The following is a 24,460-nucleotide window of genomic DNA, read 5'->3' as shown; positions in this document are numbered from 1 at the left end:
CGCATGAGTGAGGGGCGTCGGCACAGTACCGACGCCCCTCCTCCCGTTCCGTCGGGTGCTACGGCTCGCAAGATCGAAACCCGCGCAGCAGAAAGAGCCGGGCAGCCGACATGCGCGTCGGCTCCCCGGCTCGATCAAGTGCTGTCACGCCCGAGGGCGCTCGCTCTCAGCTGCAGCCGCTGGTCGAGCCGCAGCCCTCGCAGATGTAGCAGGAGCCGGCCCGCTGCATCTTCGTCCCGCAGGAGAAGCACAGCGGCGCGTCCGCGCTGATGCCCAACTGCATCTCGACGAGCTCCGCCGAGGTGTGCGCCTGCTTCGGAGCCGGGACCTCCACCTTCGGGACGGCGACGGCCTTCAGCGTCTCCTGCTGACGCGGTGCGGACTGGGCCAGGCCCTCGACGTCCATCTCGTCGTCGGAGGGTTCGTACGAACCGGTCTCCAGGTGACGCTGACGCTCCTCGGCCGAGTGGATGCCGAGCGCCGAGCGGGTCTCGAAGGGCAGGAAGTCCAGCGCCAGGCGGCGGAAGATGTAGTCGACGATCGACTGCGCCATCCGCACGTCCGGGTCGTCCGTCATACCGGCCGGCTCGAAGCGCATGTTGGTGAACTTCGAGACGTACGTCTCGAGCGGGACGCCGTACTGCAGACCGACCGAGACGGCGATGGAGAAGGCGTCCATCATGCCGGCGAGGGTGGAACCCTGCTTCGACATCTTCAGGAAGACCTCGCCGAGACCGTCGTCCGGGTAGGAGTTGGCGGTCATGTAGCCCTCGGCGCCGCCCACCGTGAAGGAGGTGGTGATGCCGGGACGGCCCTTCGGAAGACGCTTGCGGACCGGGCGGTACTCGACGACCTTCTCGACCGCGGCCCGGATCGTCTCCTCGGTCTTCTCGGTGACCGCGGCCTTCTCCTTCTCCTTGGTCTTGGCGGAGAGGGGCTGGCCGACCTTGCAGTTGTCGCGGTAGATCGCGAGCGCCTTGACGCCCATCTTCCACGCCTCGAAGTAGACCTCTTCGACGTCCTCGACAGTGGCGGTCTCCGGCAGGTTGACCGTCTTGGAGAGCGCGCCGGAGATCCACGGCTGGATGGCCGCCATCATGCGGACATGGCCCATCGCGGAGATGGAGCGCTCACCCATCGCGCAGTCGAAGACCTCGTAGTGCTCGGTCTTCAGACCGGGAGCGTCGATCACATTGCCGTGGTCGGCGATGTGGGCGACGATCGCCTCGATCTGCTCCTCCTGGTAGCCCATGCGGCGCAGGGCCTGCGGGACCGTGCCGTTGACGATCTGCATCGAGCCGCCGCCGACCAGCTTCTTGAACTTGACCAGGGCGAGGTCGGGCTCGAGGCCGGTGGTGTCGCAGGACATCGCGAGACCGATGGTGCCGGTGGGCGCGATGACCGAGGCCTGCGCGTTGCGGAAGCCGTTCTTGGCGCCGAGGCGGATCACGTCCTGCCAGGCCTCCGTGGCGGCGGCCCAGATCGGCGAGTCCAGATCGTCCATGTGGACGGCGGTCGTGTTGGCGTCGGCGTGCTGCTTCATGACCCGCTGATGCGGCTCTGCGTTGCGGGCGTAGCCGTCGTACGCGCCGACGACAGCGGCGAGCTCGGCGGAGCGCTTGTACGAAGTGCTCGTCATCAGCGAGGTGATGGCCCCGGCGAGCGCACGGCCGCCGTCGGAGTCGTAGGCGTGACCCGTGGCCATCAGCAGGGCGCCGAGGTTGGCGTAGCCGATGCCCAGCTGGCGGTAGGCGCGGGTGTTCTCGCCGATCTTCTGCGTCGGGAAGTCCGCGAAGCAGATGGAGATGTCCATCGCCGTGATGACCAGCTCGACGACCTTGGCGAAGCGCTCGACCTCGAAGGACTGGTTGCCCTTGCCGTCGTCCTTGAGGAACTTCATCAGGTTCAGCGAGGCGAGGTTGCACGAGGTGTTGTCCAGGTGCATGTACTCGCTGCAGGGGTTCGAGCCGTTGATCCGGCCGGACTCCGGGCAGGTGTGCCAGTTGTTGATCGTGTCGTCGTACTGGATGCCGGGGTCGGCACAGGCCCAGGCCGCCTCGGCCATCTTGCGGAAGAGCGACTTGGCGTCGACCTCCTCGATCACATCGCCGGTCATCCGGGCGCGCAGCCCGAACTTGCCGTCGGCCTCGACGGCCTTCATGAACTCGTCGTTCACACGGACCGAGTTGTTGGCGTTCTGGTACTGGACGGACGTGATGTCGTCGCCGCCCAGGTCCATGTCGAAGCCCGCGTCGCGCAGGGCGCGGATCTTCTCCTCTTCCTTCACCTTGGTCTCGATGAAGTTCTCGATGTCGGGGTGGTCGACGTCGAGGATGACCATCTTCGCCGCGCGGCGGGTGGCGCCGCCCGACTTGATCGTTCCCGCGGAGGCGTCCGCCCCGCGCATGAAGGAGACCGGGCCGGAGGCGTTGCCGCCGGAGGAGAGCAGCTCCTTGGAGGAGCGGATACGGGAGAGGTTCAGGCCGGCGCCGGAGCCGCCCTTGAAGATCATGCCCTCTTCCTTGTACCAGTCGAGGATCGACTCCATGGAGTCGTCGACGGCCAGGATGAAGCAGGCGGAGACCTGCTGCGGCTGGGGCGTCCCGACGTTGAACCACACCGGCGAGTTGAAGCTGAAGATCTGGTGCAGGAGGGCATACGCCAGCTCGTGCTCGAAGATCTCGGCGTCGGCGGGCGAGGCGAAGTAGCTGTAGTCCTCGCCGGCCTTCCGGTAGGTCTTCACGATCCGGTCGATGAGCTGCTTGAGACCGGTCTCGCGCTGCGGGGTGCCGACGGCCCCGCGGAAGTACTTGCTGGTGACGATGTTGACCGCGTTCACCGACCAGAAGTCGGGGAACTCGACGCCACGCTGCTCAAAGTTGACCGAGCCGTCGCGCCAATTGGTCATGACGACGTCACGGCGCTCCCAGACAACCTCGTCGTACGGATGCACGCCGGGGGTGGTGTGGATTCGCTCGATACGCAGACCCTTGCTCGCCTTGGATCCCTTGGCGCGGGACCCTCGTGCCGGGCCGCTCGTCGTCTCTGTCATGCCGCCTCCCATACATGGGCAAAAACGCCCTGAAGTGCCCAGATCTTCCCGTGGCACATTGTGTGTCTGATGCCCCGGGCGCCGCACACGGCGCCCGCGACAGGTCTTCTGCCGCTCAGCTGCCGACCGACGGGCCATTTCCGCGGGCCCGGGCCGGTCAGCCGGTACTGCTCAGTCGGCGGCGGTGGCGGGCACGGGGACCTCGAGGGTCTCGCCGGTCCCGCATTTCTCTGCGGGAGGCCGCTGCTCGCGGAGTTCCGCGATGGCGGCCTCGAAGTCTTCGAGTGAGTCGAAGGCCCGGTACACGGAAGCGAAACGCAGATACGCGACGAGGTCGAGTTCCTGCAGGGGGCCGAGTATGGCCAGACCCACGTCATGGGTGGTCAGCTCGGCGCTGCCGGTGGCACGCAGCGCTTCCTCGACCCGCTGGCCGAGCTTGGCGAGGGCGTCCTCGGTGACCGGCCGCCCCTGGCACGCCTTGCGCACGCCGGAGATGACCTTGGTACGGCTGAAGGGTTCAGTCACCCCGCTGCGCTTGATGACCATCAGCGCGGCGGTTTCCACCGTCGTGAACCGGCGCGAGCAGTCGGGGCACTGCCGGCGACGCCGGATCGACGTTCCGTCGTCGGTGGTGCGACTGTCGACGACACGGCTGTCGGGGTGCCTGCAGAAGGGGCAGTGCATGGCTCCCAACCCTCCTTCACAGCACGACTGAATAGCCTCGGCGGGCACATTGAAGCCCTCCGAAGCAGCCCCAAGCATAGGCGATGCCCACGGTCTTGGAGGACCAGGGACCACAACTTCTGGGCGACAGAGACAATCCAACCACTAGATCTGGGGTTTGGTTGCGCTTTTTGAGTCGCAGCGCGTGTCGCACGGCGGGGGCGCGGAGGGGGCCGCGCCGCAATGCGGTGCGGCGCGCCGCGGGAAGGCCGCACCAGCGGCGCACCAGCCCCACCCCGCGACATCCGGGAGGCGCGGGACCGGCCACGGGAGGGCGGGAAACGCGCGGCTCCGTGGATTCCGGACCGCCGGGTGCCAGACTGGAATCACCCCGCTTCACCGCACCGCGGCGCTGAAGGTTAGCGTAGTGGCCCGAAATGCCTCGCCGGCAGATCGTTCGCACATACACCCAGCCAGACGCTCACGTCAGGCCATCTGCGAATTTTCACTCGAACGTGTGTTTGGCGCAACCTTTCGAAACCAACTACCGTTGTCCAGCTAGGGAGACCATTCGAGAGGGGCCGACGTGACCACCACCGCAGACAGTGCCACCATCACTGCCCAGGACCGCTCCCAGAACCGATTCGAGCCGGTGCATGCCATGAATGACGCAGCCACGACCCCGGAGGGTCCCAAGCCCACGCGTTCGCTGCCCGGCCGACCTCCAGGGATCCGGGCAGACAGCTCCGGCCTCACGGATCGGCAGCGGCGCGTCATCGAGGTGATCCGGGACTCCGTGCAGCGGCGCGGATACCCACCGTCGATGCGCGAGATCGGCCAGGCGGTAGGCCTGTCCAGCACCTCATCCGTCGCACATCAACTGATGGCGTTGGAGCGCAAGGGTTTCCTGCGCAGGGACCCGCACCGGCCCAGGGCGTACGAGGTACGAGGATCGGACCAGCCCAGCACCCAGCCGACGGACACGACCGGCAAGCCCGCCGCGTCGTACGTGCCACTCGTCGGCCGGATCGCGGCAGGCGGCCCGATCCTCGCGGAAGAATCCGTCGAGGACGTCTTCCCGCTCCCCCGCCAGCTGGTCGGTGACGGCGAGCTGTTCGTACTGAAGGTCGTCGGTGACTCGATGATCGAGGCCGCGATCTGCGACGGGGACTGGGTGACGGTGCGACGCCAGCCCGTCGCGGAGAACGGGGACATCGTGGCCGCGATGCTGGACGGCGAGGCCACGGTCAAGCGGTTCAAGCGGGAGAGCGGCCATGTGTGGCTGCTCCCGCACAATGCCGCCTACCAGCCCATCCCCGGTGACGAGGCGACGATCCTCGGCAAGGTGGTGGCGGTACTGCGGCGGGTGTGACAGACCCGCCGGCTCTGACCGGGCCCCGGGACCCACTGCGCCGGTCCCGGGGCCCTGCTGTGTCCATCGGCGGTTGAGTGCGACTGAGTGCCGTTCGGTAGATGCGGTTCAGCAGGGGAACTACTTGCCGTCCACCTTGGCGGCCGCATCGATGGTGGCCAGCGAGCGACGCACCTGGTTTCGGTCCGTGGTGTACCAGAAGTCTGGCAGCGAGGCGCGCAGATAGCTGCCGTACCGGGCGTTGGCGAGCCGCGGATCGAGTACGGCGACGACACCCCGGTCACCCGTGGCACGGACGAGCCGGCCCGCACCCTGGGCCATCAACAGGGCGGCATGCGTCGCGGCGACGGCCATGAATCCATTGCCGCCGCCCTCCTCCACCGCCTTCTGGCGGGCGCTCATCAGCGGATCGTCGGGGCGTGGGAACGGGATCCGGTCCATCACCACCAGCTGGCAGCTGGCCCCCGGCACATCGACGCCCTGCCACAGGGAGAGCGTGCCGAACAGACAGGTCTCCGGATCGGCGGCGAACGTCTTGATCAGTTCGCCGAGGGTCTCTTCGCCCTGCAACAGGATCGGCTTGTCGAGTCTGCCGCGCAGCTCTTCGGCCGCCGCCTGGGCACCTCGCATGGAGGAGAAAAGGCCGAGCGTACGGCCGCCTGCCGCCTCCACCAGATCGGCGAGCTCGTCCATCATGTCGCCGCGGGAGCCTTCTCGGCCGGGCGTCGCCAGATGGCGGGCCACGTAGAGGATGCCCTGCTTGGGATAGTCGAAGGGCGAGCCGACGTCGAGGCCCTTCCACTGCGGGATGTCCTCACCTTCGGTGCCCTCCGGGGCGAGACCGAGCGAGGCACCGACGCCGTTGAAGTCCCCGCCGAGCTTGAGCGTGGCAGAGGTCAGCACCACCGAGCGTTCGGCGAAGAGCTTCTCTCGCAGCAGCCCGGCCACGGAGAGCGGAGCCACCCGCAAGGACGCGCCGAATCGATCGTGGCGCTCGTACCAGACGACGTCGTACTCGGAGCCCTGCGTGATGCGCTCGGCGACGTCATGGATGTTCTCGACCGAGGCGAGGGCCTGCTTGCGTACGGCGTCCTCGTCCTGGACGGACTTGTCGCGGGTGGAGCCGAGGGCCGAGATGACCGTGCGGGCCGCGTCGCGCAACGCCATCAATGCGTACCCGAGATCCTCGGGGAGCTCCTCGAGACGGCCGGGGAGTGCGAGCTCCATCAGCCGCTCGAAGGTCTCGGCAGCAGTCTGGAGAGAGTCGGCGGCCTTCTCGTTGACCAGCTTCGACGCTCGGCGCACGGCCCGGTTCACCTGACCGGGGGTGAGCTCGCCGGTGGCGACGCCGGTGACCCGGGAAACCAGCTCATGGGCCTCGTCGACGATCAGCACCTCGTGCTGAGGCAGCACCGGGGCGCCTTCGATCGCGTCGATCGCCAGGAGTGCGTGGTTGGTGACGACGACATCGGCGAGCTTGGCGCGCTCGCGGGCCGCCTCGGCGAAGCACTCGGCGCCGTACGCGCATTTCGTCGCGCCCAGGCACTCCCGGGAGGAGACGGAGATCTGCGCCCAGGCCCGGTCGGAGACGCCGGGGGTGAGGTCGTCGCGATCGCCCGTCTCGGTCTCGTCGGCCCAGTCGCGCATCCGCAGCAGGTCCTTGCCGAGCTTGCTGGTGGGAGCGGCGGCTTCGAACTGGTCGAAGAGCCCGTCTTCCTCTTCCTGCGGTACGCCTTCGTGCAGGCGGTGCAGACAGAGGTAGTTGGAACGCCCCTTGAGCATCGCGAACTCGGGCCGTCGACGCAGCAGCGGGTGCAATGCGTCGACCGTCCGCGGAAGATCACGCTCCACGAGCTGGCGCTGAAGGGCAAGGGTGGCCGTGGCCACCACGACGCGCTCGCCGTGCGCCAGCGCGGGCACCAGATAGCCGAGGGACTTTCCGGTGCCTGTGCCGGCCTGGACGAGGAGGTGCGCACTGTCGTCGACCGCTTCGGCCACGGCCTCGGCCATGGTGACCTGGCCTGGCCGTTCCACGCCGCCGACGGCGGTGACAGCGGCATGCAGGAGCTCGGGGAGGGATGGCTTCGTCATAGCCCGACCACCCTACGGGGCACCACTGACAACGCGACCAGGTGTCCGTTCATCAAGAGGGGCCCAGAGGGTTGGGGACGGTGCCGTGGACGGCGGCGTGCGGCCGGTCGGGACGGTCACGGTAGCCGTCGAGATGGAGCCGGTTCCTGTTGAGGCACAGGCGCTCGATACGCGGCGTGAGCAGGTCGAACATCTCGTAGCGGTCCTTGAGCTCCGGAAAACGGGCCTGGTGTCGCAGGATTTCCGCCCGTACGAGCGCGAAGAACTCCTCCTCCGGTACGCCCAGCTGCTCCTCGCAGAGCGGGGCGAGGAAGCGGAAGACACCCACGAAGAGCCCGGAGTGGATGAACTGGGTGAGAAAGGAGGGGTCCTCGGTAAGGAGGATCCGGCGTACGTCGTCGGGCATCGAGTCGTGCTCGGGCAGCGGCCGGGCGCTGACATTCACATCGTCGACGAAGTCCTTGATCGCGAGACGCACCGGGACGTCCTGTTCGTCATAGACGACGATGGCGTTCTCCCCGTGCGGAGAGAAGACGGTGCCGTAGCGGTAGAGGAAGTGGAGCAGCGGCGGCAGCAGTGCGGAGAAGAGGCGCTGGAGCCAGACTGTGGGGGCAAGCCCGGAACGCCCGACCAGCTCGGCGGTGAAAGCGCGGCCCTCCGGGTCGGTGTGAAGGAGCGAGGCGAGCGTTCGGGCCCGCTCGCCGGGGGCGAGACGGGGCTGGAGCGGCTCCCGCCAGATTGCGCCCAGGAGCTCCTTGTACTGGTACGGCACTTCCGCGAGGTGGTCGTAGAGGGGATGCTCGACGGTGATCGAGGCGACTTCCCCGAGGAGGATCACTCCGCACTCGTCGCGCAGGAAGGGGTCCGTGTCGCGCAGTCCGTGTACCCAAGAAGTAACGGCGGGCGCTGCGAGAGTCCGTTCGGTCGGGAGTCCGCGCCAGACGAGGGTGTTGAGGATCGACAGCGGCAGCTTGACGGTGTGCCGGTCGGCGCGGTCCAGGTTGGCGAAGGTACGGATGGACTGCTGTGGCAGCCGCAGATCACCGTCGGTGGGGAGCGGAACGATCTCGCCCCGGGCGATGGCGGGCGCGAAGAGGGACAGGAGCACCTCGTCCCATTGCCAGGGGTGTACGGGGAGGAAGAAGTAGGTGTCGGGGTCGAGGTCCCTGGCGCGCAGGGTGGCCTCGAAGGACTCGCGTACGGGAGCGTCGAGTTCGCGGACGTACAGGTCGTCGGGGGCGGCGAGCCCTGGGACGCCGCGGTAGGCAGCAATGGTGGAGCTGACCGCGATCCACGGGAGCCGGGCGGGTCTGCGGGCCTCGGGAGACCAGAGCGCGGTGTCGGTGGCGGAGAAACCGATGCGGCCCTTGTTGAGGACGAGCCAGGGGTGGCCGGTCTGGTGGCCCTCGAGTTCCGCATAGCCGAGATCGGCGAGCTCGGCCGAGGTCAGCGCCGTCTGATCGAGTCTGGTGTCGGAGGCGAGGGTGGTGGACAGCTCGCGGAGGAGATGCCCGAGGGTGGCTCCGTCGAGGGCGAGGATTCGTCGGGCGCGGGCGAGGAAGGCAAGCGGATCGGTGAAGCGCCGGCCCTCGTGCTGGATGGAGTGCGGATCGACTCGCCAGCTTCCGTACGCCCCGCGTCGGGCATGGAAGGACAGGCTGCCGGCGTCGTCGAGCACGAGTGTGTAGTGGTCGCCCCCGCCGGGGACCGGCTCGATGATCTCTTCGTAGGAGAACTCGCCGAGCATCTTGGCGAGGAGGCGGCCGGCCGCACGGTCCCAGCCCTGTGGGTTCAGCCCGGGCGGGGTGAACGGGAACGCGCTCGGCTCCGCGGAGTCATGGGTGGCGGCGGACTTCAGCACGGGGACTCCTCGAGTGGAACCGATGCGGGTCGAGCGGTGTAAGTAAGGCAGCGGGTCGTTCACAGCAGGTTGCGAAGGGCGCGGTCGCGGACCATGAGGGCAGCTCGCTTGTCAGGGAGGTCGATTTCGGCAGAGAAGCGGAAGCCGGCGCTCAGAAAGGCGGATACGGACGGGGTGTTGCGCAGGTCTGGTTCCGCGATGACTCGTGCACAGCGAGGTCGGTTGTCGAGAGCGAGGTCGGCGACGGCTCTGAGAAGGGTGGAGCCGACACCGCGGCCGCGGTCGGCGACACCGCCGATGAGGAGGTGGATTCCGGTGTCATGAGGACGAGCCGGGTAGTGCCGCGCCAGTGGGTCGAGGTCGGCCCGGTAGATCTCGAAGTAGCTCATGGGGGTGCCGCCGAGCACGCCGAGACAGGGAACGCTGCGTCCGTCGCCGTCGAGCTGGGCACGCAGATGGCCGGCGGTGACCGACTCGGGTCCCGCCAGCTCCCAGAACTCGGCCACGGCAGGGTCGTTCATCCACCGGCTGACCAGCCCCAGATCGCGTTCGATCCGGACGGGGACGAGCTGGAAGTGCCCGAGCGGAGTGGTGGCCGGCCCCCAGCCGGCGGGGGTGTCCAGCAAGTGGCCGTCGTCGTCCGCGGGCTGGGGAACGAGGGTCATTTCGTCCTCGCGGAACAGCGCGAAGAGCTCCTCGGGAAGCCGCAGGTCCAAGGTGTCCTCGGCGCCTCCGCCGAGCAGAGGTACCGGCCCGGCTCCGGTGTCGGTGCTCGCATCGGTGGGAGACACGGCCACGCTCTCCTCTCGCAGTGCGGTCGGTTTGTGTTCTCTCAAGGGCGAAGGGGGTTGGTGATGGTGACGTACACGGACTGGGTGTCGACAGGACCGACGAGTTCGTCGAGGCCGCGCAGCCGCGTGAGCAGATTGGCTTTGGACCGCAGGGTGGGGGCATCGAGAAGCTGGGCGGGCAGCGGCGATCCCAAGCCGGCGTTCGCGGTGAGGAACTGTCGGAAAGCGGCAATGAGTACGCGCTCGTCGGCGAGGCGTTGAGCGCCGAAGGCTCCGATCAGCCCGAAGACATTGTTGATGCCGAGGTAGTAGGCGAAGCGCTCGTCGGTGACGTCGTCGGAGACGAAGGTGTCGCTGGCGGTGCCGATGCCGGGAAGGCGGCGCTCGAGCTGGGCACGGTGGGACTCGCGGAAGTAGTAGCCCTGGTTGTCTCGGTAGCGGCCGCCGACGGGCCAGCCCTTGGGGTCGAGGATCACGAGCGTGTTCTGCTGGTGGGCCTCGAGAGCGATGCCGGCCGTGGCGTCCAGCCAGAGCACCGGTCGAACGACGTGGTCGAGGTAGCGCAGGAACCACTCGGCGGCGACCGCGCCGGTGGGCCGGCCGGTGCGCGCGGCGAGCCGTTCCACCACGTCGGCGAGGCGCGAGTGCATTCCGGGGCGGTCCGGCCAAGGGCGGGGTGACGTCAGTCCCGCGATGCAGACGGCGTCGTCGCCGAAGCCGAAGGGATTGTGGCGCAGCATGACGTCGAGGCCGGGTACGGCTTCGACGTCGGCGGCGTCGACCGCGAGCCATGCGGGGTCTCGCACGATGTCGAAGCCGGGGTGGGCGGCTTGCCACTGCTCGGCGAGGCCGGTGCGGAGCAGCCGGTGCACCTCGACACCGCGGTGGAGTTCCTTGCGGAGATTCTCACGACGGGAGTTCGTGATGCGTACGCCGAGCGAGAGCTTGAGCATGGCCGGGGCGCCGGGGCGGTGCACGGTGCGGACCGAGGAGGTGGGGTGCCAGGGCTCTCCGTAGGGACCCAGGTCGTGCAGGAGACCGGCGTCGAGGAGGGCCACGACGGCGGGGCGGTGTGTCAGTTCGCGGGCCTGCCAGGGGTGCAGCGGCAGCGCAACAGTGTGGTCGGGGAGTCGGAGGCCGCCGCAGAGGCGGGCGGTGAGCTGTTCGGCCGGCAGGGTGCGGCCCTGTTCGGTCCAGGCCGAATCGGTGGCCAGGACGGACCGGTCGACGGCCATCCAGTGCAGCGGGAAGGAGCCGTACAGTTCCGGTGAGTAGAGCCGGGCCTCGGCCTCGGAGAGTCCTTCGCGGCTCTTGGGTGTCGGGTGCAGCGGGTGGCCCAGTACGAGGGACTGCTCGGCGGTGAGGAAGAGATCCGCCTCGGGTACCGGAGCCGGGTGGGCTCGCCGGTCGGTGATGAAGTCGGTGGTGCGCCGCACCGAGTCGGCGACGCGGCCGACCAGGTCCGCTCCTTCGCTCTGGCCCGCTTCCCGGCCGAGGAGCGCGGCGACGGTGACGGCATCGACGCCCGGTGCCTCGCTCGGGCCGCTCTCCAGGGCGGGCAGGCCGAAGCGGTGCCAGCCGGTGACCGACCAGTACCGGACGGGGACGAGCAGCGCGGTGCCACTGGCGTGCAGCGGGATGCGCAGGGTGTCGCCGTCCGGCTTCGCGAGATTGTTCTCCCGTACCCAGCAGCGGAGGAGGTTCTCGACGGCCGCGGCGTCCGCGGCGCGCTGCGGATCGGGATGGTCGAGGAGCTCAGCCGCTCGGTCGCCGAAGGACGCGTCGGCCATGGGGGTGTGCTGCTCACCGAGATCACCCGGCTGCTGGCGGGGCACCGTCGCCGTCTCTACCGCGAGGGGGCCACACATTCCGTCCTGTCCTCGGTGATGGGCGGGGGGACGGCCGTCGGCCTCGGGCACATCGGGCGCGGGGTTGGGGTTCACGCAGGGCTTCCTTGTGATTTGTCCGGGTCAGTACAACTGCCCGTTGTCGGTGCGGTGTCGCATGGAACGCTCGGCGTCGGCCAGGGCGTCGGCAAAGCGGTCGAGGACGGCCACGGCCTGTTCGTCGGTGAGAGTGAGAGGAGGGAGCAGTCGTACGACACCGGAGTGCCGTCCGCCGAGTTCGACGATGAGCCCGCGGTTCAGGCACTCCTGCTGGACAGCGGCTGCGAGTGCGGGGGCGGTCGGCGGAACCAGGGCGTCGGGGGCGGCGGCGTCCGGATCCACCAGCTCGACGCCGATCATGAGGCCCCGGCCGCGTACGTCTCCGATACAGGGGTGGGCCGCGGCCAGTCCCTGGAGCCGTCCCAGCATGCGCGCACCGAGGGTCGCGGCTCGGTCGGCGAGCCGGTTCTCGCGTACGAACGCGAGGGTGGCCGCGCCCGCCGCCATGGCGAGTTGGTTGCCGCGGAAGGTCCCTGCGTGGGCGCCGGGCTGCCAGGCGTCGAGTGCGGACCGGTAGACGATGACAGCCAGCGGAAGGGAGCCGCCGATTGCTTTGGAGAGCACCATCACATCGGGCACGACACCGCTGTGTTCGACCGCCCAGAAGGCACCGGTGCGCCCGACTCCCGTCTGCACCTCGTCGGCGATCAGCGGAATGGAGCGAGCGGTGGTGATCTCCCGCATCCTGCGCATCCAGGCATCGGGGGCCGGGATCACTCCGCCCTCACCCTGCACCGGTTCCAGGATCATCCCGGCCGGCGTGGGCACTCCGCCCTTGGAATCGTCGAGGAGGTTCTCGGTCCAGCGGGCCCCCAGTTCGGCACCGCGTTCGCCGCCGACCCCGAAGGGGCAGCGGTAGTTCTGCGGGAAGGGCAGCCGGGTCACGCGCACGTCGGTGGCGCCACCCGAGGCGTCGAGCGCACCGGCTGTCATTCCGTGGTAGGCGCCGGTGAAGGCAAGGAGGCCGCTGCGGCCGGTCGCCGTGCGGACGAGTTTGAGAGCGGCTTCGACGGCATCGGTCCCTGCAGGCCCGCAGAACTGAACCCGTGCGTCGTCGGCGAACTGCGGTGGCAGCGTGGCGAACAGCTCGGTGGTGAACGCGTCCTTGACCGGTGTGGCGAGGTCGAGGACATGCAGTGGTGCCCCTGAGTCGATCACCTTTCTGATCGCTTCGAGAACCACAGGATGGTTGTGCCCGAGCGCCAAAGTACCCGCCCCGGAAAGGCAGTCGAGATAGCGGCGCCCGTCCGCTCCCTCGATTGTCAGTCCCCGGGCCCGTACGGGAACGATCGGCAGCGAGCGTGCATACGTACGGGCCGCAGATTCGCGGAGCGACTGTCGGCGCAGAATCCCCTCGTGCGCGGCAGGCAGCGCCACCGGAACAGGTTCGGTCACGGCCACGGCTGTTGGTCCTCCAGCTGTAACAGTTGCGTTGCACATCGGTACAGCGTTTGTGGGCCGCCCACCCAGGCTGAACGCTGACCTTGAGTGCCCCGTACGTACCAACGACGCCGGGAGCCTGGGATTACGGGCATTCGGAAGATCCTTGGGGTGACGGAACCGCAGACCTGCTGCGAACCGTCCCCATCGGCACCGGCATAGTGGGGGGCCGCAGCCGGCCTCCGGGTACGGCTGCCGGCTGAGTAACGCTGCGCAAAGTTTCGACAGTTCAGAGTCAAGAAGTCCCAGGGGGATCACGACATGCGACCCATTCGCCCGACGCTGGCATCGGCCTCCATCGCCGCTGTACTCGCGCTGGCTGCCACCGCCTGCGGCCCGAGTGAGGACAACGCGGGCGAGAAGCCGAGCACGCCCGCAAGCCAGTCCGCGGACGGCAAAATCACCATCCCGGACGATCTCAAGGACCGGCTCAAGGAGCGCGGGATCGACCTGGACAAGTGGAAGAACGGCGAGTGGAAGAACTGGGACAAGGACAAGTGGCTGCGTGAGGCCAAGGACTTCGTCAATCCGATCATCGAGGACCTCTGGGACCCGGACCGGATGCGCGATGCCGACAAGCCGCCGGAGAAGCCCGTCGACAACGACATCTCGGGCGACGAAGGTGTCACCGACCCCACGCCCGCGCCGGTCAACGCGCAGGCTGTGAAGGCTCCGTACCACTCCAACGCCGCCGAGATCGGCAAGGTCTTCTTCGACGGCCCGGAAGGTTCGATGGTCTGCTCCGCGACCGTCGTCAAGGACCCGGCCCACCCCGGCAAGTCCAACATGGTGTGGACCGCGGGCCACTGTGTGCACGCCGGAAAGAACGGCGGCTGGTACCGCAACATCGCGTTCGTGCCGTCGTACAACGACGGCGCCAAGCCCACCGCCGACCTGGAGAAGGCTCCCAAGGAGCAGATAGCTCCGTACGGCGTGTGGTGGGGCGACTGGGCCCAGACCTCCGAACAGTGGATCTCCCAGGGCGCCGCGACCGGCGGCCAGGGTGCTCCGTTCGACTTCGCCGTGATCCACGTCACGCCCGAGAAGGGCGGTACGGGCAAGTCGCTGGAGGAGACGGTCGGTTCGGCGCTTCCGGTCGACTTCGACGCCCCGGCTGTGCCGAAGATCGACAACATGACCGCCAAGGGCTACCCGGCGGCGCCGCCGTACGACGGCCAGAAGCTCTTCCAGTGCTCCGACAAGCCGGGCCGGCTGTCCATCAAGGCCAACAACCCGACGATGTACCGCATTGGCTGCACCATGACCGGCGGTTCCTCCGGCGGGGGCTGGGTGGCCAACCAGCCGAACGGCAAGCCCGCCCTGGTGTCCAACACCTCCATCGGCCCGGTGACGGCGGGCTGGCTGGCGGGTCCGCGCCTGGGTGACGAGGCCAAGGGCGTCTACAACTCGGTCAGCAAGAAGTTCGCGGGCCGGTAAGCAGTCCACGAAGGGCAGGAGTCAATGGCTCCTGCCCTTCGTCATGGAGACTCCGTGCAGGTGGAGCCCGTCTCAACTGCGCTACTCCGCACCGGCATAGAGTGATGCCGAAGCAGGGGCGGCCCCGGAAGGCCGCCCTTTCGCGTGACACGCTCATGGCAATTCACGCGCACGGCGGCACCACCACGCCGTCAGCTGACGCACGACACGTTCATGGCACATAGGCACATTTCCAAAAGCACTTCAGGGGGAATCGTTTCCATGCGATCCATACGTCCGCTGCTGGCTGCCACCGGCATTGCCGCAGCTCTCGCGCTGACGGCCACCGCCTGTGGTCCCGGCGAGGACACGGCGGCCGACAAGCCCGCCGCGTCCAGCCCCGCCGCCGACAAGGGCGGCGCGGATCTTCCCGCGGACCTGGCCGACAAGCTCAAGGAGCACGGTGTCGACCTGGACAAGTGGAAGAACGGCGAGTGGAAGAACTGGGAGAAGGACAAGTGGCTGCGTGAGGCCAAGGACTTCGTCAACCCGGTGATCGAGGGGCTGTGGAAGCCCCAGCGGATGACCACGGCGAAGGCCCCGGCGAAGACGCTGGCGGCCGGCGACATCTCCGGTGACCAGGACGTCACCGACCCGGAGCCGCGCCCGGTCCGGGCCCAGGCGGAGAAGAAGCCGTACCACGAGAACGCCGCCCCGGTCGGCAAGGTCTTCTTCGACTCGCCCGAAGGCTCGATGGTGTGCTCCGCCACCGTCGTCAAGGACCCCAAGAACCCTGGCAAGTCCAATATGGTGTGGACCGCGGGCCACTGTGTGCACGCGGGTCAGGCGGGCGGCTGGTACCGCAACATCGCCTTCGCCCCCTCGTACAACGACCTGGGCAAGTCCCCGGCAGCGCTGGAGAACGCGCAGCCGCAGGAGATCGCCCCGTACGGCGTCTACTGGGCCGACTGGGTCTCGACCTCGGGCCAGTGGATCTCCGAGGGCGGCCCGACCGGCGGTACGGGTGCTCCGTACGACTACGCCGTGATGCATGTGAAGCCGGAGAAGGGCACCAAGTCGCTGGAGGAGACGGTGGGCAACGCCCTCGACGTCGACTTCGACGCTCCCGAGGCCAAGAGCATCAGCGCGATGGGCGCCTGGGGCTACCCGGCCGCTCCGCCGTACGACGGCGCGATCATGCACAAGTGCGTCGACCGTCCGGGCCGTCTCTCGATCGCTCCCGGTACGCCGACGATGTGGCGGATCGGCTGCACCATGACCGGCGGTTCCTCCGGCGGGGGCTGGTTCGCCAACCAGCCGAACGGCAAGCTTGCGCTGGTCTCCAACACCTCCATCGGCCCGGTCACTTCGGGCTGGCTGGCGGGTCCGCGCCTGGGCGCGGGTGCCAAGCAGATCTACACCACCATGAGCGACAAGTTCGCGGGCCGGTAAGCCTGTCGGCCGCTGGACACACCAAGCCGGAAGGCCCGCCCCCTCTCGATGAGGGGGCGGGCCTTCCGGCTTGTCCGTTCAGTACGCGATCAGCGAGTCGCCGGCACATACGGCGCCAGCGCCGCGGCCAGCTCCTCATGCACCCGCCCCTTGAGGAGCGTGCCCTCCGTGATGTGTTCCTCGGAGAGAACCTCGCCCTCGGCATGCACCCGCGAGACCAGCCCGCCCTGGGTGTACGGCACGAGGACCTCGATCTCGACCTCGGGCCGCGGCAGTTCGACGTCGATCAGCGCGAGCAGCTCGTCGATGCCCCTGCCGGTCCTCGCCGACACCGCGATCGCGTGCCGCTCGATACGCAGCAGTCGCTGCAGTACGAGCGGATCGGCCGCATCCGCCTTGTTGATCACCACGATCTCGGGCACGTCCGTCGCGCCCACATCACGGATCACCTCGCGCACAGCGGCCAGCTGCTCCTCCGGCGCCGGGTGCGATCCGTCCACCACATGCAGGATCAGGTCGGAGTCCCCGACCTCCTCCATGGTGGAGCGGAAGGCCTCGACGAGGTGGTGCGGCAGATGCCGTACGAACCCGACGGTGTCGGCCAGGGTGTAGAGCCGGCCACTCGGCGTCTCGGCCCTGCGGACGGTCGGGTCCAGGGTGGCGAACAGTGCGTTCTCCACCAGGACTCCGGCGCCCGTGAGGCGGTTGAGCAGAGACGACTTGCCAGCGTTGGTGTAGCCGGCGATCGCGACCGAGGGCACCTTGTTGCGCCGGCGCTCCTGCCGCTTGATCTCGCGGCCCGTCTTCATCTCCGCGATCTCCCGGCGCATCTTCGCCATCTTCTCGCGGATCCGACGCCGGTCCGTCTCGATCTTGGTCTCACCGGGGCCACGGGTGGCCATGCCGCCACCGCCGCCGCCACCCATCTGCCGGGACAGCGACTGGCCCCAGCCGCGCAGCCTCGGCAGCATGTACTGCATCTGCGCCAGCGCGACCTGCGCCTTGCCCTCTCGGGACTTGGCGTGCTGGGCGAAGATGTCGAGGATCAGGGCAGTGCGGTCGACCACCTTGACCTTGACGACGTCTTCGAGGTGAATCAGCTGGCCGGGGCTGAGCTCACCGTCGCAGACGACGGTGTCCGCGCCGGTTTCGAGCACGATGTCTCGCAGCTCCTGCGCCTTGCCGGAGCCGATGTAGGTGGCCGGGTCGGGCTTGTCACGGCGCTGAATGACGCCGTCGAGCACTTGCGCGCCCGCCGTCTCGGCGAGCGCCGCCAGCTCCGCGAGGGAATTCTCCGAGTCCTGCACCGTCCCCGTGGTCCATACGCCGACCAGCACCACACGCTCAAGACGCAGCTGCCGGTACTCGACCTCGGTGACGTCCTCGAGCTCGGTGGAGAGACCCGCCACGCGCCGCAGCGCGGCACGCTCGGAGCGGTCGAACTGATCGCCGTCCCGCTCTCCGTCGATCTCGTGGCTCCAGGCGACGTCCTCTTCCATCAGGGCGTCAGCCCGAAGGCTCTCTGTGCGCGTGTCCGCGAAGCTCTGCTCGTCCTGGGAAGGGGATGAAGAGGAGGTCATTGGATCCTTACGTCGATGGGAGTCGATGAAGTACCGGCGGAAACTCCGATACACCAGTCACAACGTGTAACGGCCCCGGATGATTCCCCAGGGGGGTTCCGGCCCCGGCCACGTCGCCGACCTGTTGATGGTCGCACGGGGCTGCCGGGGCCGTCACCCCAGTTTCAGCGGTCTGCGACGGCCTCGGTGCGCCAGTCCGCGTGCCCCGGCATCGGCGGCGTCCGCTTCCCGTACAGCCATCCCCGGAAGAACGCCGACAGGTCGCGGCCCGCGGTCCGCGAGGCCAGCGCCGCGAAATCGGCCGTGGTCGCCGTCCGGTCCCGGTACTCGCTCACCCAGGCCCGCTCCAGCTGCCCGAAGGCGTCCTTCCCGATCGTCTGCCGCAGCGCGTACAGGACCAGTGCGCTGCCGCCGTACATCACGGGGCGGAAGAGGCTGATCTTCTCCCCCGGCTCCGGCGGCTTGGGTGCGGCCGGCGGTCCGCCGTCCGCACGCCAGACGTCGGACTGCTTGTACGCCTCACGCATCCGCAGGTCCAGGGACTTCCGCGACTTCTCGTCGGCGTACAGCGCCTCGTACCAGCTGGCGTGCCCCTCGTTCAGCCACAGATCGGACCAGGTGCGGGGCGAGACGCTGTTGCCGAACCACTGATGGGCCAGCTCATGCACCATGACCGAGTCGACGTACCACTCGGGGTAGCTGCCCGAGGTGAAGAGCGAGAGCTCGAAGAGCGAGAGCGTCTGCGTCTCCAGCTCGAATCCGGTGTCGGCATCGGCGATGAGCACCCCGTACGACTCGAAGGGATAGCGGCCGACCTGCCGCTCCATCCACTCCAGGTGTTCCGGAGTCTTCTTCAGCCAGGGCTCCAGCTTCGTGCGCTCCGCGGTCGGCACCACATCGCGTACGGACAGAGCGAGCGGCCCCTGGCGGTGGACGACGGTCGAGCGGCCGATCGACACCTGGGCCAGCTCGGTGGCCATGGGGTGCCGGGTCCGGTACGCCCATGTGGTGGTGGACCCGGACCCTGCCTTTGCCATCCGCACCCCGTTGGCCACCACGGTGAGCTCGCTGGGCGCGGTGACCCGGAAGGTGAAGTACGCCTTGTCGGCAGGGTGGTCGTTGGACGGGAAGACCCGGTGTGCGGCGTCGGCCTGGTTCGCCATCGCGAGCCCGTCTCTCGTACGCACCCAGCCTCCGGCGTCCGCGGGTCCCCTCGGGTCGCTGGTGTGGCGGACGGTGATCCGCAGCGGTGACCTCTTCTCGACCGCTTCCGGCGGGGTGACGACCAGGTCCTCTCCGGCGACCGCGAACTCGGCGGACTCGCCGTTCACTTCGACCGCGCCGACGGTACCGTGCGTGAAGTCGAGATTGATGCGGTTCAGGTCCCGCGTCGCCAGTGCGTCGATCCGTGTGACGGCGTCCAGCGGCTCGCTGTTGCTACCGCGATAGGTGAGGGCGATGTCGTAGGCGATGACGTCATAGCCGGGATTGCCCAGCTGCGGAAAGAGCGGATCGCCGATGCCGAGCGGTGCGGGCTGGGGCAGGGCCGCGGCGACGAGGCTTGCCGATGCGGCGGCCAGCAGCGTGGCACGCAAGCGGCGCCGAGAGGTGTGCAGCATGCACTACGGCTACCAGCGGGCCCGGCGCGGACCGTGGCGGCGCGCGTCGTGCCACCCGAACGAGTTCAGGCGGTGGCCGCCGGATGCTGGGTGCGGCTCACGTCGTACACCCCCGGCACATCGCGCATGGCACGCATCAGGGCGGGAAGCCCGGCGGCGTCCGGGAGTTGGAGGGTGTACGTGTGTCGTACGCGCTGTTCGCTGGGCGGCTCGACGGTGGCCGAGACGATGGCCGCGCCCTCGGTCGCGATGGCCTCGGTGAGATCCGCCAGCAGACGTGGGCGGCCAAAGGACTCGGCGATCAGGGTGACCCGGCATTCGGCGGCATCGCCCCAGCTCACCGCGATGGGCTCGCGGTCCAGGGCTCTCATACGGGCTACGGCGGGGCACTTCTCGCGGTGGACGGTGACGACGCCGCCGCGTACCGCGAAGCCGGTGACGGCGTCCGGCGGTACGGGCGTACAGCAGCCGGCGAGACGTACCGTCGCGTCCGGCAGATCGACGACGGCGTTCGCGGCCGCCCGCCGGTCGGCGGTCACGGGGGCGGGCCGGCGGGGGGCGGCCGCGGGCACCTTCGTCCCCTCCGGATTCGCCTCGAGCCAGGCGGTGATGGCGATGCGCGCGGCGGGTGTGCGGGCATGATCGAGCCAGTCGGGCGACGGGCCGGAAGCGGAGTCCTGGGCGAGCAGCAGATGCACAGTGTCGCCGTCGCTCAGCACCGTACTGAGCGTCGCGAGGCGGCCGTTGACGCGTGCGCCGATACAGGCGTGCGCCTCCTCGCCGTACTGCGCGTACGCGGCGTCCACGCAGCTCGCGCCGACCGGCAGTCCGAGCATGCCCCCGTCGGCGCGGAAGACGGTGATCTCCCGGTCCTGTGCCAGATCGGCACGCAGGGAGGTCCAGAAAGTGTCGGGGTCGGGGGTGGACTGCTGCCACTCCAGGAGGCGGGAGAGCCAGCCGGGCCGGGTGGGGTCGGCGCGCTCGCCGTCGGCCGGTTCTGCCCCTTCGACAGGTTCCAGGGGTACGTATGGGTTGCCGAGTGCGATCACTCCGGCCTCGGCGACCTTGTGCATCTGGTGCGTACGGATGAGGACTTCGGTGGCGGCGCCGTCCGTTCCCGCGACGGCGGTGTGCAGCGACTGGTACAGGTTGAACTTGGGGGCGGCGATGAAGTCCTTGAACTCGGAGATCACCGGGGTGAAACAGGTGTGCAGCTCGCCCAGGACGCCATAGCAGTCGGCATCCTCGCCGACGAGCACCAGCAGCCGGCCGAAGTCCGTGCCGCGCATCTCGCCGCGCTTGCGCCGCGCGCGGTGCACGGAGACGAAGTGGCGTGGTCTGATGAGGACTTCGGCGGGGATACCGGCGTCCCGCAGCACCGCCTTGAAGTCCTCCGCGGTGGCGGAGAGGGCATCACTCGCGCCGGCGTTGTCGGCGATGAGGGCGCGGGTGCGTTCGTACTCCTTGGGATGGAGGATCGCGAAGACCAGGTCCTCCAGCTCGGTCTTGAGCGCCTGTACACCGAGCCGTTCGGCGAGGGGGATGAGGACGTCGCGGGTGACCTTGGCGATACGAGCCTGTTTCTCGGGTCGCATGACGCCGAGCGTGCGCATGTTGTGCAGCCGGTCGGCGAGTTTGATCGACATGACGCGGACGTCGTTGCCGGTGGCGACGAGCATCTTGCGGAACGTCTCGGGTTCAGCGGCCGCGCCGTAGTCGACCTTCTCCAGTTTGGTGACGCCGTCGACCAGATAGCAGACCTCGGCGCCGAACTCGGAACGCACCTGATCGAGCGTCACCTCGGTGTCCTCGACCGTGTCGTGGAGGAGTGAGGCGGTCAATGTCGTGGTCTCGGCGCCCAGTTCGGCGAGGATCAGCGTCACGGCGAGCGGATGCGTGATGTACGGCTCGCCGCTCTTGCGGAACTGTCCGCGGTGGGAGGACTCGGCCAGGACGTACGCCTTGCGCAGGATGGCGAGGTCGGCGTCGGGATGGTGTGCGCGGTGCGCCTCGGCGACATGGCCGATCGCGTCCGGCAGCCGGTCCCGGGCGGCAGGCCCCAGGAGCGCGGCGCGGCCCAGCCTGCGGAGGTCGATCCTGGGACGGCCGCGCCTGCGGCTGTGGGCACCAGGGTTGGTGGCCTCTGCACTCATGGGGCACCTCCGGCAGCTTCGACCGGCGGTGGAAAGGGCAGGCGTGCACTCCGTGCCGGTGCTTGATGCTACCGAGCCCACCACGTGGCGGAGTCCGGCTCTCGCTCAGCGTGAAACGGATCACCCATTCGAGCGAAGCTCTATGCGATCACGGTTTCGGGCACAGCCAGGAAGGCCGGTTCGATGCAACCCTCGGCGACGATGACGGCGGGGCCTGTCATCTCGATCTCGCCGTCCGGCCGCTCCGTGATCACCACCCGTCCGCCGGGAAGATCCACGGTGTAGGTGACCGAGACGCCGGTGACCGAGGGGTCCGCGCCGTCCCTGCGGGCGGCCGCGACGGCGACGGCGCACGCCCCCGTGCCGCAGGAGCGGGTCTCGCCGGAGCCGCGCTCGTGCACGCGCATGGCGACGTGACGCTCACCGCGGTCGACGACGAACTCGACGTTCACGCCGTCCGGGTAGACCGACGCCGGGCTGAAGGGCGGTGCGGAGAACAGATTCCCTGCGTGGTCCAGGTCGTCGACGAAGGCCACCGCGTGCGGATTGCCCATGTTGATGTTCCGGGCGGGCCAGCTGCGGCCGTCGACAGTGACCGTGACGCCGTCCTCGGGGAGCAGCGCGCGCCCCATGGAGACCGTGACGTCGCCCTCTTTTGCGAGGTGGACCTTCTTGACGCCGCCGCGGGTAGCGACTGCCAGGTCGCCCGCCTCGGCATGGCCCGCCCGCTCGAGGTAGCGGGCAAAAACCCTTACGCCGTTGCCGCACATCTCGGCGATCGAACCGTCGGCATTGCGATAGTCCATGAACCACTCGGCTTCGTCCGCCATGGCACGCGCCTCGGGGTGAGCCGCGGACCGTACGACATGCAGCAGACCGTCACCGCCGATGCCGGCCCGGCGGTCGCAGAGCCTGGCGACGGCTGATGCGGGCAGGTCGATGCCGTTGTCCGGGTCAGGGACGATCACGAAGTCGTTCTCGGTCCCGTGGCCCTTGAGGAAGGCGATCGGCGCGGTGTGCGGAGTGTTCACGCCGTCCATCGTACGAGGACGGCCGGGCCGGCATCAGCGCAGGCGTGCCACGCGCCAGACGGCGAGCGCGACGATCGCCACTCCCACGCCGACGTACAGGGCCATGACCCGCCAGTCGGGGCGCTCCCCGGAGCCACGGGCCGGCAGTCCGGGCCAGGTGTGGCCCACGCGGCGGGCCGCCATCACGCCCCAGCCGGCGGCGCAGCAGCTGATCAGCAGTCCCAGCATGGCGACGACCGCTCCGCCGTCGCCGGTGCCGAAGGCGAGGGGGAAGGCGAACATCAGGGAGCCGATCGCGGCGAGCATCACGATGGGAGCGAGCTGCCAGATCCTCAGCCTGCGCTGCGGGCGCAGCTCGACCTCGACCTCGACCGCGATCACGTCCTGCTCGTCAGGCCCGTCGGGACTCAGACGTGACGCGCTGTCCGCTGCGTCCCGTCTTCCCTGCTCCGTGTCGCGAGGGCCGGCCTCCATCGCCACGCGCCCTCCCAACTCGGACTTCACGTCGATCGATGCTCGATGATGGCACGCTCCAGGGCGCCGAAATGGCTGGCAGAGCGTCCCGATGCCATCACGTGATCAGGCTGTGACCGCTCGTTCGACCAACGTCAGCGCCTGATGCGGAAGTTCCTCCCTGTGCTGGGCGGCGCCGCTCAGCCAGTGCACCCGCGGGTCTCGACGGAACCAGGAGTCCTGGCGGCGTGCGAAGCGTTTCGTGGCGCGCACGGTCTCCTCGCGCGCCTCCTGGTCGGTGCACTCCCCCGCGAGCGCCGTGAGCACCTGCTGGTACCCGAGCGCACGCGAGGCCGTGCGCCCCTGGCGCAGACCTTGCGCCTCCAGTACACGGACTTCGTCGACGAGACCCGCCTCCCACATCCGGTCGACGCGCAGCGTGATGCGCTCGTCGAGTTCGGGGCGTGCGACGTCGACGCCGATCTGGACGGTGTCGTACACGGCGTCATGGCCGGGCAGGTTGGCGGTGAAGGGCTTGCCGGTGATCTCGATGACCTCGAGCGCCCGGACGATGCGGCGGCCGTTGCTGGGCAGGATCGCGCTGCCTGCCTCCGGGTCGGCGGTGGCGAGCCGGGCGTGCAGCGCGCCGGAGCCGTGCTGTGTCAGCTCCCCCTCGAGCCGGGCACGGATCTCCGGGTCGGTGCCGGGGAATTCGAGGGCGTCGATGGCACCTCGGACGTAGAGCCCGGAGCCGCCGACGAGCACGGGCGTACGGCCTTCGGCGAGCAGCCGGTCGATCTCCGCCCTGGCCAGCCGCTGGTACTCGGCGACGCTCGCGGCTTCGGTGACGTCCCAGATGTCCAGGAGCCGGTGCGGGACGCCACCGCGTTCGTCGGGCGTCAGCTTGGCGGTACCGATGTCCATCCCTCGGTAGAGCTGCATGGAGTCGGCGTTGACGACTTCACCGCCCAACCGCTGGGCCAGGAAAACGCCCAGATCGGACTTTCCGGCCGCTGTAGGACCGACGATGGCGATGACCCGCGGTGCGGGAGCTGCACTTCTCACTGCCCCAGTCTCGCAAACCCGTGGGGATGTCCCCGAACGAGCGAGGTGACGGCACAGGGGCGGGTTCGTTGCCTGTTACGAGGTTCCGAACGCCGGTTTTTGGGCCGGTGCCCGTGGGCGGCGCAATGAGACGCCGCGGGCGGCACGGAACTTCGCCCACACGAGTAGGCTATGGAGTAAATATGGGTGTTTTTTCACGATTTCGTCGCAAGTCCAAGACGGCTGCCGAGGCGTCAACCGAGGAGGCAGCGGTCAGCACTCTGACAGCCGAGCCCTCGGCCGAGGCCGATTCCGGGTCCGAGGCGTCGAAGGACGCGGCGCCCGAGGTCACCGAAGCCGGAGCGGGCGAGGTTGCCGAGGCCACCGAGACCACGGCAGCCGAAGGGGTGGAGATTCCGAAGCAGCAGTCGGCCGAGGAGGCAGCGGACAACGAGGCCGGAGAGAGCGCCCGCAAGTAGTCCCTGGCGAGGGAAGC

The 24,460-nt window shown here is 68.9% G+C and carries 17 protein-coding genes; 4 read left to right on the top strand and 13 right to left on the bottom strand.

The window, feature by feature from the left end; genetic code table 11:
* Window positions 1-166: 166 nt before the first annotated feature.
* Both ACWDZ6_RS13930 and nrdR read right to left on the bottom strand, forming a co-directional pair.
* Window positions 167-3,052, bottom strand: coding sequence for a vitamin B12-dependent ribonucleotide reductase (locus tag ACWDZ6_RS13930; protein ID WP_451503010.1), 2,886 nt, complete (start codon window positions 3,050-3,052; stop codon window positions 167-169).
* 171 nt (window positions 3,053-3,223) lie between these two features.
* Window positions 3,224-3,736: a transcriptional regulator NrdR gene (gene nrdR, locus ACWDZ6_RS13925; RefSeq protein WP_366730263.1), complete on the bottom strand. Its 513-nt coding sequence runs from the start codon at window positions 3,734-3,736 to the stop codon at window positions 3,224-3,226.
* Between the two features lie 565 nt (window positions 3,737-4,301).
* Here nrdR and lexA point away from each other — a divergent pair.
* A complete protein-coding gene (gene lexA, locus ACWDZ6_RS13920) occupies window positions 4,302-5,087 on the top strand; it encodes a transcriptional repressor LexA (RefSeq protein WP_326653047.1) in 786 nt (261 codons plus the stop codon).
* A gap of 120 nt (window positions 5,088-5,207) precedes the next feature.
* On the opposite strand, the gene ACWDZ6_RS13915 is transcribed toward lexA, so the two are convergent.
* The 5 genes from ACWDZ6_RS13915 to ACWDZ6_RS13895 all read right to left on the bottom strand — a co-directional run bounded on the left by ACWDZ6_RS13915 (window position 5,208) and on the right by ACWDZ6_RS13895 (window position 13,177).
* Entirely contained in the window at window positions 5,208-7,178 is a 1,971-nt protein-coding gene (locus ACWDZ6_RS13915) for an ATP-dependent DNA helicase (protein ID WP_451503009.1), read from the bottom strand.
* A gap of 52 nt (window positions 7,179-7,230) precedes the next feature.
* Window positions 7,231-9,036: an IucA/IucC family protein gene (locus ACWDZ6_RS13910; protein WP_451503140.1), complete on the bottom strand. Its 1,806-nt coding sequence runs from the start codon at window positions 9,034-9,036 to the stop codon at window positions 7,231-7,233.
* 62 nt (window positions 9,037-9,098) lie between these two features.
* Entirely contained in the window at window positions 9,099-9,830 is a 732-nt protein-coding gene (locus tag ACWDZ6_RS13905) for a GNAT family N-acetyltransferase (RefSeq protein WP_451503008.1), read from the bottom strand.
* A gap of 41 nt (window positions 9,831-9,871) precedes the next feature.
* A complete protein-coding gene (locus tag ACWDZ6_RS13900) occupies window positions 9,872-11,773 on the bottom strand; it encodes an IucA/IucC family protein (RefSeq protein ID WP_451503007.1) in 1,902 nt (633 codons plus the stop codon).
* Between the two features lie 27 nt (window positions 11,774-11,800).
* A complete protein-coding gene (locus tag ACWDZ6_RS13895; protein WP_451503006.1) occupies window positions 11,801-13,177 on the bottom strand; it encodes a diaminobutyrate--2-oxoglutarate transaminase family protein in 1,377 nt (458 codons plus the stop codon).
* A gap of 300 nt (window positions 13,178-13,477) precedes the next feature.
* On the opposite strand from ACWDZ6_RS13895, the gene ACWDZ6_RS13890 reads away from it, so the two are divergent.
* Both ACWDZ6_RS13890 and ACWDZ6_RS13885 read left to right on the top strand, forming a co-directional pair.
* Entirely contained in the window at window positions 13,478-14,653 is a 1,176-nt protein-coding gene (locus ACWDZ6_RS13890) for a trypsin-like serine peptidase (RefSeq protein ID WP_451503005.1), read from the top strand.
* Between the two features lie 261 nt (window positions 14,654-14,914).
* A complete protein-coding gene (locus tag ACWDZ6_RS13885; RefSeq protein ID WP_451503004.1) occupies window positions 14,915-16,084 on the top strand; it encodes a trypsin-like serine peptidase in 1,170 nt (389 codons plus the stop codon).
* Between the two features lie 89 nt (window positions 16,085-16,173).
* Here ACWDZ6_RS13885 and hflX read toward each other — a convergent pair whose 3' ends face one another.
* The 6 genes from hflX to miaA form a co-directional block, all read right to left on the bottom strand.
* A complete protein-coding gene (hflX, locus tag ACWDZ6_RS13880) occupies window positions 16,174-17,664 on the bottom strand; it encodes a GTPase HflX (RefSeq protein WP_366730255.1) in 1,491 nt (496 codons plus the stop codon).
* 164 nt (window positions 17,665-17,828) lie between these two features.
* Window positions 17,829-19,283 (bottom strand): M1 family metallopeptidase, encoded by a 1,455-nt coding sequence (locus ACWDZ6_RS13875; RefSeq protein ID WP_451503003.1) that lies wholly within the window; start codon window positions 19,281-19,283, stop codon window positions 17,829-17,831.
* Window positions 19,284-19,348: 65 nt separating this feature from the next.
* A complete protein-coding gene (locus tag ACWDZ6_RS13870) occupies window positions 19,349-21,436 on the bottom strand; it encodes a RelA/SpoT family protein (protein WP_451503002.1) in 2,088 nt (695 codons plus the stop codon).
* 140 nt (window positions 21,437-21,576) lie between these two features.
* Window positions 21,577-22,476, bottom strand: coding sequence for a diaminopimelate epimerase (gene dapF / locus ACWDZ6_RS13865; RefSeq protein ID WP_451503001.1), 900 nt, complete (start codon window positions 22,474-22,476; stop codon window positions 21,577-21,579).
* 24 nt (window positions 22,477-22,500) lie between these two features.
* Entirely contained in the window at window positions 22,501-22,947 is a 447-nt protein-coding gene (locus ACWDZ6_RS13860; protein WP_451503000.1) for a hypothetical protein, read from the bottom strand.
* A gap of 99 nt (window positions 22,948-23,046) precedes the next feature.
* The gene (miaA, locus tag ACWDZ6_RS13855; protein ID WP_451502999.1) at window positions 23,047-23,985 is read right to left on the bottom strand and encodes a tRNA (adenosine(37)-N6)-dimethylallyltransferase MiaA; all 939 of its coding nucleotides are present in this window, start codon (window positions 23,983-23,985) and stop codon (window positions 23,047-23,049) included.
* 182 nt (window positions 23,986-24,167) lie between these two features.
* Between miaA and ACWDZ6_RS13850 the strand changes: the two genes are divergently transcribed.
* Window positions 24,168-24,443, top strand: coding sequence for a hypothetical protein (locus tag ACWDZ6_RS13850; RefSeq protein WP_451502998.1), 276 nt, complete (start codon window positions 24,168-24,170; stop codon window positions 24,441-24,443).
* Window positions 24,444-24,460 lie beyond the last annotated feature (17 nt).

The organism is Streptomyces sp. NPDC002926, from assembly GCF_053591755.1.
This window is presented reverse-complemented; position numbering and strand designations above follow the sequence as displayed.

Bases quoted from the DNA above. Each gene is read 5' to 3' on its own strand.
- ACWDZ6_RS13930 (WP_451503010.1), bottom strand. From the start codon at position 3,052: ATGACAGAGACGACGAGCGGCCCGGCACGAGGGTCCCGCGCCAAGGGA.
- nrdR (WP_366730263.1), bottom strand. From the start codon at position 3,736: ATGCACTGCCCCTTCTGCAGGCACCCCGACAGCCGTGTCGTCGACAGT.
- ACWDZ6_RS13915 (WP_451503009.1), bottom strand. From the start codon at position 7,178: ATGACGAAGCCATCCCTCCCCGAGCTCCTGCATGCCGCTGTCACCGCC.
- ACWDZ6_RS13890 (WP_451503005.1), top strand. From the start codon at position 13,478: ATGCGACCCATTCGCCCGACGCTGGCATCGGCCTCCATCGCCGCTGTA.
- ACWDZ6_RS13885 (WP_451503004.1), top strand. From the start codon at position 14,915: ATGCGATCCATACGTCCGCTGCTGGCTGCCACCGGCATTGCCGCAGCT.
- hflX (WP_366730255.1), bottom strand. From the start codon at position 17,664: ATGACCTCCTCTTCATCCCCTTCCCAGGACGAGCAGAGCTTCGCGGAC.
- ACWDZ6_RS13875 (WP_451503003.1), bottom strand. From the start codon at position 19,283: ATGCTGCACACCTCTCGGCGCCGCTTGCGTGCCACGCTGCTGGCCGCC.
- ACWDZ6_RS13870 (WP_451503002.1), bottom strand. From the start codon at position 21,436: ATGAGTGCAGAGGCCACCAACCCTGGTGCCCACAGCCGCAGGCGCGGC.
- dapF (WP_451503001.1), bottom strand. From the start codon at position 22,476: ATGGACGGCGTGAACACTCCGCACACCGCGCCGATCGCCTTCCTCAAG.
- ACWDZ6_RS13850 (WP_451502998.1), top strand. From the start codon at position 24,168: ATGGGTGTTTTTTCACGATTTCGTCGCAAGTCCAAGACGGCTGCCGAG.